Raw genomic sequence first — 11,005 nt, 5'->3', positions numbered from 1 at the left:
ATTTGTTCGCACTCCTGTTTTGGGGGTGAAACAATAAATGGCCCTAGTCAAGAGACTAGAGCCTGTAAGGAAATTTTAATTCCGAGAGTCTTATCATAAAAGTTAGGAGGTAGGGGTTTTCGGTAATCTGTTGAACGGTTTCCCGGTCGCTCAGTCCCAAGCGTTCCTGAATGATGAGGGCACCAAGGGCCACACGGACGGAGTAGGCCTTCTGTCCCTTCGTGAAGGATTTGAACCATTCACCGTAGTGTGTCTCCACTTTCCACCAAGGGATCATTTGAGCGAGTTTGACCCAACGGTTCTGTTTATTCAACTTCCCACCAAATGGGAGGAAAAAGTCATCCGGCAAAAGAATTTTTCGCTTGGTGGGCCGATACAAATTAACCACCTCATGTGCACGGTTTTTGAATGGTTTCACGCAAAAGCCATGCACATGATTTCGATACAAACACTTCAAAATCCTTGTGGTTCAAGGGTTTTCGAACCGTTCAGCAGTTCCTAATTAAACAACTTCAAATATTTTTAAAAGAGACAACAATCGACGGCAAAGGGCTCTCTGGATGACCTCTACCGCGAACGAAAAAATCGCCAAGCTGTAAAACGACCGATCAAGTACACGGTCTGTCAACCGCAACTGCATTTCGCTTCCATACAGTCCTTATTGCAGGAAACAATTTATGTTGCTTTCCTCCCAAGTAGGTCTTTTGGGACGATATCAACGGGCAGTCGGTTGCGGGTATGGTATGCAGGTTCGTACAGCTGCCTGTCCCAGGACGAGCGGAATGCGGGCAATACCACTAAAAACGACTTCACCTTGTCTCCCACCGGAATCCCTATATGCAAGGGATGTACGGCATCATGATATGTCATCATATGGACACCTGGTTTGAAAAGAGTGATCTCGATTTGAAAATCGTCTCTCTCTGCGGCATAAGCACCAAAACCATTCTTACAGACAAAACGTAGTTCTTTAAAAATCCGGAAGAGCTACGTTTTTTTGACATGCGTACGTTTAAGGTACCCTCGCTGTTTCTGTCGCGGGCAAATGTTTGACTACCGCAATCTCCGCCTCGACTGCTGCAAGTTGAGCCTGTTTTTCCTGAACATCCCATCCAAGCACATCACCCATGATCTCCACGACCCGTCGAGCAGTTTCTTCAGTTCGGATACGGTCAAAATAAAGCAAACCGGTTCGACGAACTAAGTAATCGACGGCAGTTACGGTCATCTCCGACTGAATCGAGTAGAGGATCTGCGCACGCAGTAGTCTAATTTTAGAATCATAATCGTAGATTGAGTCAAATAACTGATAGATTTTTAGAACATTGGCTCCATACAATGAAAGTAATTCGGAAACGGCCGCATCGTCGATTCCCCGTTGCTTACCTTCAAGGGCTACAATCTGTTTCCATTGCTCGTATTCGTACCCTTCCAGATATCCGCCGCTGATCGGAGCCTGTACAGTGGAACAATCTGGAAAAACGATTCCTTCATCGTTTTTCAATTGAGCGGCCACAAGATTCACTACCTTTTCGGCCATTTTCCGGAACCCGGTCAATTTACCGCCGGCAATCGTGATCAACCCGGAACGGGACAGGAAAATCTCATCTTTGCGGGAAAGCTCGGATGGTTTTTTTCCATCTTCATAAATCAACGGCCGTAGGCCCGCCCAAGTGGAAACCACGTCTTCCGGTGTCAAGTTTACGCTAGGGAACATCTGATTCACGGCCGAAATCAGGTAATCACGATCCGCTATAGTCGTTCTCGGCTCGTCAACACATCCCGAATAGGCCGTATCTGTGGTCCCTACGTATGTCACGTCGCCACGCGGAATCACGAAAATCATGCGTCCATCCGGTACATCAAAATAGGCAGCGTGCCGAACAGGTAACCGGTCGTGGTGAAACACAAGATGCACTCCTTTTGTCAAAAATAGCCGTTTCCCGTTTAGCACCCCATCCCGCTTCCGCACTTGGTCAACCCACGGGCCCGCAGCATTCACGATTTTCTTAGCGCGAATGATGAAGACCTTCTGTGTTAATTGATCTTCCGCTTTTACCCCCGTACACTTGCCGTCCTCATAAACAAATCCCGTAACTTTCGCGTAATTACCGATCAGTGCACCGTTTTCTACAGCCGTTTTGAGAATTTCGATTGTCAATCGTGCATCGTCAGTGCGGTATTCGTAGTAATAACCGGCACCTTTCAGTCCGTCTGTCTTGATCAATGGTTCCATCCGAATTGTTTCTTCACGATTTAACATTGTACGCCGTTCGCCACGTTTCACTCCGGCCAAGAGGTCATAAATGTACAGTCCGATCGAAGTTGCCCAAAAACCATAAGTTCCCCCTTGAAAAATCGGTAAGAGCATCGGGGTGGGTATCACTAGATGTGGCACCTTGCTGTGCAGCAAAGCTCGTTCACGTCCCACTTCCCTCACCAAAATGATCTCTCCTTGCTTCAGGTAGCGCAGTCCACCGTGAATCAGTTTGGTCGAACGGCTGCTCGTGCCCGAAGCAAAGTCATTTTTTTCCAACACCCCAACATGCATCCCACGCAGGCTGGCATCCCAAGCGATGCCCGCTCCTGTAATACCACCACCGATGACCAACAGATCGAGAACGGTGTCCGCCATCCGTTGCAAATTCGCTGTTCGATCCATTCCATTGAAGCTCCTTTTCATCAGTTCTTCCTCCTACCAAATCAAAATAAAAAGTGAACCCTCTTGCCCGCATACATACCGGATTGAAAGGTATGCACTCTCAACAAAAGGGTTCTCTAAGTCTCCTACCCTTGAAAGGTTCCAGTATTTTTTATAATGCGACAGATGTGCCAAGGAAAAAACAAGGAATTTCGTCTTTCCAAGGAAACTCCTTAGGCGAATTTTTATCTGCCGGGAATAAACAAGAATCTTGGCGGACAGCGCCCGTTCTCAATCTCTTCCCCGATGGAAAACCTCCAAAGTGTCCGTTTTCGTACTCGTTTCTTTAGCCAGATCATCGTCGACTTTCGGTTCAAATAGTTTTGGAAACAGTTTAGGTAAATCCAATGTAATGTATGTCATGATAGCGGCAATGATACCGATTAAAAATATTTTAGAACTCAACACAATCCCCAATGCAGCAGATACCCATAATCCCGCAGCAGTGGTCAATCCCTTAATCTGGCCTTGTTCCTTTATAATCGCACCTGCTCCTAAAAATCCGACACCGGCCACCACTTGGGCTGCGATCCTCCCCGGGTCGGTTACAGTTCCCGAAGAAAGAACATACGCTTCGAATCCGTATTGTGAAGCGATCCCAAATAAACAGCTCCCAAAACATACGAGTGAATACGTCCGAATCCCCGCCACACGTGCTTTACTTTTTACCTGGTGATACCGTTGTCGTTCAAGTCCTATTATCGCCCCGATCACCAGAGCGGCTACCATCCGGATCATGATTCCCCAAAACTCCTGACTGTCCGTAATTCCAATCAGACTCCATATGTTACCCAAGATAACTCCCCCTTTATAAAACCGCCGTCTACCGACAACATGTTTCATTTAGGCGTCTCCATATCCCCCACCTTCATCTATTCTGGTTGACCGTCTTGCCACTGCCACAATGTTCGGCTTGATGTTGATAGCCCTACTACGTTTGCCTGCAATATCAATTCTGCATCAGCCAGTTCATTAATAAATCCGCCTGCAATAATCGGCAGCTTAATTCGTTTCTTCAATTCCGACGAGAGCCGGGGAATAACCAATCCAGGCAGCATTTCGACCGCATCCGGCTTTGACTGTTCAACCATTTTGATCCCTGTGTTAAGAGAATACGAATCAAGCAGAAAAAGGCGCTGAACAGTTATCATCCCGCACGTCTTCGCACACTGGATCAGGTTGCTTCTGGTTGTAACAATCCCATCGATGGGTGTTTGTTTGGCCAAATACTCTATTCCATGAGCGTCCCTGGCAACTCCCCCCATCATATCCACATGCAAAAATACGCTTTTTCCAGATTGTTTTAATTGCCCGAGAGGATCTATCATCTCAAAAATATTCCCGCCCAGCAAAAAGACCACTTTGGCGCTGCTTTTTACGGCCAGTTCAATATCCTTATCATTTTTGAGTGCCAATATGATAGGCTTTTCCCGCAAGACAGACAACAGTCTCATTTCTTAACTAACCCTCCCATTCTTACCAGTGTTCCTGGAACATTGGTAATGATACCATCAACACCTGCACTTGCCATCCGCTCGACATCCTCCATTTTATCTACCGTATAGGTGTACACGGCGATTCCTTCTCGATGCAGAGCATCAACAAACGCAGGTGTTACGTAATGGTGCCAAACATTGCAGGAGTATACGGGAAAAGGAAGCGATCGTATATAGCTGAGTAAATTGTAAAGCCTCGCTTCAAACAAGATCCCGAGCGGGAGCGTAGGGTCCGCACGATACACCTCCTCCAGCACTTTATGGTCAAAGGAAGAGATCAGGAAACGAAGATTGTTTTTCCACGGGAGAATCTTTTCGGAAACAATCTTGGCAATCCCCTCATAAAATATGGGGCCGTTTTTTATCTCTAGATTAACAAAAGTGCCTTCCGTATATAGGGAAAGTACTTCCTCCATCTCCGGTACTTTTTCCCCCCTAAACCGCGGGTGCTTCCAACTCCCGGCATCCGCATTTTGCAGTTCGTTCATCGTTTTTGCGAAAACTGGACCGGTTAGGTTGGTTGTACGCTCCAATGTATGATCATGTATGACACACAATTTTTTGTCAGATGTCAAATGCACGTCAAATTCAACACCCTGCGCTCCCTGTTCAATTGCAAGTTTAAAGGCAGCCAACGTGTTTTCTGGAGCATCGACTGAGGCACCCCGATGTGCAATAATCATCGGCCACTTCCCCACGCTTTTCTCTCCCCCAAATCACTATATTTTGTAAGGCCACATCTCCCGTTTCCTGTCCTCAACTTTTTCCCTTCACCTGTCCAAACGTGACTCCCGTAAATCAGAGACTATTTATCTTGCCCCTGAACTTAAGAAAAAAATACAAGCGCTTCCTTGTTCACATAAAAACGAATCGATTCACCAATTTTTAGTTCCAGAGTATCTTCATCATTCAATACGTCGATGATAAACTCTTTAGATTCAACGTCACATTTCAAACGTACGACATTTCCACGGAGGCTGATGCCTGTCAACCGGCCTTCAAGAAAGTTGGATGAATAGTTGTCACTTGTCATTTTGAGACTTTCCGGACGGATACCAATCGTAACCGGTCCGATTCGTACATCTTCCGCACTCTCCAGTATGAATTTCCCAAATTTTATTTTTCTGCTTTCCACCGCATACGCGTCGATAAAATTAAAAGTACCGACAAACTCTGCGACAAAACGTGATGCTGGCTGGCTGTAGATCTTTGCCGGTTTGTCCAACTGTACAATCTCCCCCTTTTCCATGACGGCGATCCGATCAGATAACGCCAACGCCTCGTCTTGATCGTGAGTGACAAAGATGGTCGTAATCCCGAGATCCCGCTGTAATTCCTTTAATAGATCACGTAAAGATTCTCTTATTTTTGCATCCAGTGCACTAAACGGCTCATCTAAGAGCAATACTTCCGGTTCGACGACGAGTGCTCGTGCCAAGGCTACCCGTTGCTGTTGTCCTCCTGACAACTGGTTTGGAAGTTTGTTTTCCTGTCCTTCCAATCCCAACCGATGCAACAAATTAATCGACCTTTCGCGAGCTGTTGCTTTGTCCACCTTTTGCATACGTAATCCGAACATAACATTGTTCAAAGCAGTCATATTAGGGAACAAGGCATAGGATTGGAATACCATGCCGATTTTTCGTTCGTTTGCCGACAGAGTGGTTACATTCTTTCCAGCAATCCAGATTTCACCTGCATCTGCATCCTCTAACCCAGCAATCATCCGCAATGTCGTTGTTTTTCCACAGCCGGAAGGGCCGAGAAGTGTAAGGAATTCCCCTTTGTTTATTGAAAGAGTAACCCCTTTCACAATATGCTGATTTTTGTATGATTTACTAAGTTGTTTTAATTCAACATATGCCATGTTAGCCCTCCTTGTTACTTGACGTGTATCCGGTACTGTCCGCTTGACGGTTGAATACTTTTTCCATGAGCCAAAGCAGTACCAACGATGCCATACTTACGATTAGAAAATAGAGAATAACGATTGAGCTTGATAGATGTCCATCTTTATGGGATGCCTTTTCCAAAATAACCTGGAGGGTCGGAAATTGACCTCCGACTAACATGTTGGCGAGCACAAACTCTCCGAGCGCTACCGAGAAAGTCAAAATACTTCCGTTGATGATCCCTGGTAGAATGTTAGGAATTAAAACCTGTGTAAAGATCTTGGGCAGCGGGGCACCCAGAGTTTGTGCAGCCTCCAGCAAGCGTTTACCGTCAATCGCCTGAATACTATTGATCACAGCATTAAACATATACGGTAGACATGCCACCATATAGGAAAAAAGCAGGATCCAAAATGTTCCCGCAATGGGCAAGATGCCTTTGGAATAAATTTGGATTAAACCTACCGCCAATATCACGCCCGGTAGAGCAAACGGAAGCATGGCGAGTAAACGCATGACTCCCTGTACACTGGGCATAAATAAACTAATCATCAAGAACGTTGGAACAAACAGAACCAGATTCAGCAACACAGTCGCTCCGGCAACCAGTAGTGAACGTCCGATAGCAGCCAAAACTTCCGGATCGCTAAACATTAAGGAATACCAGTGTAGGGTATAAGTCGTAGGCAAAACCGTCTCATCCCATTTATCGGCAATTGAAAACAGTAAAGTGGCTAGAATTGGCATCCCCAAGTAGGTTAACACCACAACGTAAATAAGCGCGATTAAGATTTTTCGACTCATGCTCCTGTCCCCTTATACCGCTTCAACATCCACTGATTCAGCCACAAACCGCCGATCATGATAAATGCCAGGATAATTGCAATGGCACTGGCCAACTGTGGTTCATAGCTTACTTCGCCTGCAATCAGACGGGAAAGTCGCAGCGGCAATATGTTAAAGATACCAGTTGTTAACGCATAGGCGGTTGCATAGGCACCCATGGCGTTGGCAAACAGGATGCCTGCCGTTCCCAGCAGAGCGGGTGTAATCAGTGGCAAACCAATTTTCCACCAGAACTGCGCAGGACCAGCCCCCAGAATCAATGCCGCTTCTTCCCATTCCTTTCTGATAGCGAAAAAGGCCGGGAACATCAACAACGTTGCCAGAGGAATTTGAAAATAAACGTACGCTAAAGAAAGACCGACACTGCCATACAGGGTGAACCCGGTATCGTAAATATTGATTCCAAACAACCGGGAAAAAAGGATCGTTACGATACCATTACTCCCCAAAATCACCATAAAGGCAAAAGCAAGCGGAACTCCGGCAAAGTTAACCGTAATACTGATAAAAGTGGTAATCCATTTACGAACATTTTCTCCACTTCGGAACATACCGTATGCAGTAAGAGTTCCGATCAAAAGACCAACAAATGATGAGAACAAAGAAAGCACCAAGCTGTTTTTCATCGACTGGATATAGAACTTGCTGAAAAGAACCTTTTGATAATGTTCGAGGGTAAAGCCCCCCTCCTTGCCAGTAAAACTACTAGCAAGGAGGTTAAGTGCAGGCAATACCTCAAAGGCAAATAAAAAGAGTATCGAAGGAAGCAACAGAAGCACGCACAAGAGTAGGCTTTTTCTTTTCATAACCGATTTCTGTTCCTTCTTTCCATATCTTATTTCTGCTCCGGAAGAACCTGTTCTTCCCACAAACTAGGTAGGGTTTTGGAAGCAGTCTCATCCCATTTTTTGAAGTCTTTTAAGTTTTTTGCGGATGCATAAGCTTCAGCTGGAAGCAGTTTTTTTGCTACGTCGTCAGGAAGTCTTACGTTACGGATCGGGCGTGCGAAACCTTTTGCATAAGCGATTTGTGCTTCATCACTGAAAAGATAATCGTTAAATGCTTTTGCGGTATACGGGTGTGGTGCGTATTTGTTAATTACAGCGACGTAAGGAATGCTTACGGTTCCATCACTTGGAATGACAACCGTAATCTCATCCATTTTTAATTGGTCTTTCCAGTTCAGTGCATTGAAATCCCAAACGATTCCGATGCCGATTTCGCCTTTTTGTATATTTGCAATATTTACTTCAAGCGGTTTATAGTTACCTGCTTTGAATAATTTTTTGAAGAAATCGATACCCGGCTGAATATTGGACTCATTTCCACCATGGGCAAAAGCCGCTGCCAACACGCCGGCTTTTGCCTGTGCGGATCGGGTTGGATCATCAATGGAAACCATTCCTTTGTACTCCGGTTTCAGCAGGTCGTCAAAGGTTTTTGGAACATTTTTTACCTTTTTTGTGTTTACCAGAAACGCGATTGTACCGGTATACTCAGCAGCCCAATACCCATCTGGATCTTTTGCCCAATCCGGAATCTCGTTCCAGTACTTGTTTTTGTGGGCCATCAAGACTCCTCTTTCTTTTCCTTGAGGACCAAACGTGATTCCAACATCACCAACATCGGCAACAGGCTTGTCTTTTTCAGCCTCAAACTTGGCCAATTCTTCAGCACTGGACATATCTGTATCCGTATGGGAAATGCCATATTTCGTTGTGAAACCTTTCCAGATTTCCCCCAGGTTAGCCCAAGTGTCTGGCATTCCGTAACTTACGATCGACCCTTCAGATTTGATTTTTTCTGCCAATTGCTCAGAAGTCAGCTTGTCGTAGTCCGCCGCCTGTCCACTTCCAGTACCTGCTGCAGGAGTACCGGAGTTTGCTGTGCCTCCCCCTCCGCCACAGGCGCTTACTAAAGCCATGATCGAAACCAAAGAGGGAATCAACAACTTTTTCGTCCATTTTTTCTCCATCAACTATCTCCCCTATTCGAAAATATTCGGCTAAAATCATTATTAATCAACCACTTTATTGTCTGTTTCCTAAACCTGAAGAAGACCCCCCCTACTTTAATCCGAAGAAAAAAGTGTCCAAAAGGTACGCAACGATAAAGAAGCGCACACTTTTGGACATCTCCTGTTCTCCGCCAAAAGTTTGTAAGCCAAAAAAGATCTAAATAGATTTTCCGGTAATTCGATATTATCATATACTAAATCTCTCTTTCAAGTTATTTTTCGAAAAAAATCAGGTTTTTGTATTTTCCCTCAACTTTTTCAACCACTTCTTCCTTGATGCCCGGCAGGACTATCTCATGCAAGTGTGACAGGATGCAGAGGGGGCCACCTGCCATTTACCTTCTACACTAGCGTTGTATAAATTTTGACGGACTATTTCGAGAGCTATTCTTTTCGTCGATCGAACCAAAAAAATCCTTTACAATGGAACGTACAGGTAGATCCTGTCCAAATCCATTGAAAGGATTCGAGCATGGACAAGGATACCTTATTTTCGGCATTTGGTAAATGGGTCGAACCTCTTAATCGAATCAAACTGCAAGAAAAAATTGATGCAGCCAAACAAGACAAATACGTGAAAAAATTGACCACCAAGGCCTACATCCTGTTGTTTCTGCATGCGGTGCAGCAAAAACGGGAAGGACTTCGAGCGATCGCCGATGACCTGGTGCAGGAAGAGTTTCAACAAGCTTTGGGATTGGAGTCGATCAGCGCCGCCCAACTCTCCCGGAGACACAGGCAAGTGGATCCTGGACTGCTCGCTGGAATTTTCTATGATCTGACAGCGTTGGTACATACTCGATCGAACCCCACCAGCCTGCGTCGTCGCTTAAACATCGTGGATTCCTCAACCATCAGTCTCTGCTTGCAGAAATACAAGTGGGCGGTCTTCCGGGAAACCAAGGCAGGCATCAAAATGCATCTGCGCCTTGTATTTGCCAGTCAGGATGATGTAGCTCCGGATAAAGTGGCCCTTACCCCAGCAAAGCGGCATGACCGTACACAAATGGATGAACTGATTGACGAGTCGGGAGCGATGTATGTATTCGACCGAGGATACGTGGACTATAAGAAGTTTGACGGGTACTGCGAACGGGGGATTTTCTTTGTAACCCGCCTCAAAGAGAATGCCGTGTTTGAGCTCGTCGATCACCGTCTTGTCGAGCATGAACAGATTCTCTCGGACTCGATCATTCTTTTGGGAACCCCTCAAAATCAAATGAAGCATCTGCTGCGTCTGGTGGAGGCAGTGGACTCACAGGGCCATGTCATCCAGATTGTCACGAACCGGTTTGATATCACGGCGGAAGAAATCGGCGAGATGTTTTTAGTCCCGAATCACCGCAAGCCCTGCCTCTCTTGCGGCCTTGCGGCTCCGATGACCGCGCCAGACGATTCGGGAACTCCCTTTACCCCGCCGTTCGCTTTCCCTTCCTCGATTTTCGTGTGTTTATTTCAGTTTCGGCGGCAACCTCTTCGGCAAAACTTTCCCATCCTCGGTGATCTCGTACCACCCCGGAGCCACACGCTGCCCCCGGTGCTGTATTGTCACCACGCCCTTTCGCACCTTGATATTGGCAGGCACCCGCAACTCAAGCTGCGACACCTTGCCTTTCGCCGGCAAACTGGCCACCCGGCCGTCTTCCATCAGCGCCACCCGGACCTGCCACAAGACCGGCTCCGGACGCCCCTTCGGATTCGGGCGAGGTTCCCAGCCATCATGGACCTTCGGGCGAAACAGAAACTTCACGAAGTTCAACAAAAAGGCCACCACGGTCTTGCTCGCTGGGTCAAGCTTGCTTAACTGGTACCCGGCATATCCGGCAACCAGGATGCCGAGCAAAAACGGACTGACCGGAATCCACCGGGCCAATAGCGTCCCCACGAGTAGGGAGCAGGGAAGCCACAAGACGGCCGTCAGGATGGCGGTGTCAAAGCTGATCTGCACTCCCCGCGGCAACCGGATACGGTACCGTCCCTGCCCCAAGCTCGACAGGGACGGACGGATCCGATACAGGTTGCGATACGTACGGTAAGCCATCGCCATTGTCCA

General features: G+C 46.6%; 9 protein-coding genes and 2 pseudogenes. 1 reads left to right on the top strand and 10 read right to left on the bottom strand.

The window, feature by feature from the left end; genetic code table 11:
• Positions 1-94: 94 nt before the first annotated feature.
• From C230_RS0102015 to C230_RS0101975, 9 genes and pseudogenes are all read right to left on the bottom strand, one after another.
• Positions 95-379: pseudogene (locus C230_RS0102015) on the bottom strand (transposase); the annotation flags it as partial.
• 633 nt (positions 380-1,012) lie between these two features.
• The gene (locus C230_RS0102010; RefSeq protein WP_018130393.1) at positions 1,013-2,683 is read right to left on the bottom strand and encodes a glycerol-3-phosphate dehydrogenase/oxidase; all 1,671 of its coding nucleotides are present in this window, start codon (positions 2,681-2,683) and stop codon (positions 1,013-1,015) included.
• Positions 2,684-2,932: 249 nt separating this feature from the next.
• Entirely contained in the window at positions 2,933-3,544 is a 612-nt protein-coding gene (locus C230_RS0102005; RefSeq protein ID WP_018130392.1) for an MgtC/SapB family protein, read from the bottom strand.
• A 29-nt stretch (positions 3,545-3,573) separates the two neighbouring features.
• On the bottom strand, positions 3,574-4,155 hold the full coding sequence (locus C230_RS0102000; protein WP_018130391.1) for a glycerol-3-phosphate responsive antiterminator: 582 nt from the start codon (positions 4,153-4,155) through the stop codon (positions 3,574-3,576).
• Positions 4,152-4,880, bottom strand: a complete 729-nt coding sequence (locus C230_RS0101995) for a glycerophosphodiester phosphodiesterase (protein ID WP_040392644.1) — start codon at positions 4,878-4,880, stop codon at positions 4,152-4,154. The genes C230_RS0102000 and C230_RS0101995 overlap by 4 nt, the downstream gene beginning before the upstream one ends.
• A gap of 143 nt (positions 4,881-5,023) precedes the next feature.
• Entirely contained in the window at positions 5,024-6,064 is a 1,041-nt protein-coding gene (locus tag C230_RS0101990; RefSeq protein ID WP_018130389.1) for an ABC transporter ATP-binding protein, read from the bottom strand.
• A gap of 1 nt (position 6,065) precedes the next feature.
• Complete coding sequence (locus C230_RS0101985; protein WP_018130388.1) at positions 6,066-6,893, bottom strand: ABC transporter permease; 828 nt, start codon at positions 6,891-6,893, stop codon at positions 6,066-6,068.
• Positions 6,890-7,741, bottom strand: a complete 852-nt coding sequence (locus tag C230_RS0101980; protein ID WP_018130387.1) for an ABC transporter permease — start codon at positions 7,739-7,741, stop codon at positions 6,890-6,892. Before C230_RS0101980 ends, C230_RS0101985 begins: the two co-directional genes overlap by 4 nt.
• A 29-nt stretch (positions 7,742-7,770) precedes the next feature.
• Complete coding sequence (locus C230_RS0101975) at positions 7,771-8,910, bottom strand: extracellular solute-binding protein (protein WP_018130386.1); 1,140 nt, start codon at positions 8,908-8,910, stop codon at positions 7,771-7,773.
• Positions 8,911-9,424: 514 nt separating this feature from the next.
• Between C230_RS0101975 and C230_RS23975 the strand changes: the two are divergent.
• Positions 9,425-10,264: pseudogene (locus tag C230_RS23975) on the top strand (IS4 family transposase); the annotation flags it as partial.
• Positions 10,265-10,402: 138 nt separating this feature from the next.
• Here the strand turns inward: C230_RS23975 and C230_RS23970 are convergent.
• Entirely contained in the window at positions 10,403-10,993 is a 591-nt protein-coding gene (locus tag C230_RS23970) for a TcpE family conjugal transfer membrane protein (RefSeq protein WP_456151915.1), read from the bottom strand.
• Positions 10,994-11,005: the final 12 nt, after the last annotated feature.

This window comes from Effusibacillus pohliae DSM 22757, assembly GCF_000376225.1.
GTDB lineage: Bacteria > Bacillota > Bacilli > Tumebacillales > Effusibacillaceae > Effusibacillus > Effusibacillus pohliae.
Note: the sequence above shows the minus strand (reverse complement) of the source record. Positions and strands in the feature narration are given on the sequence as shown.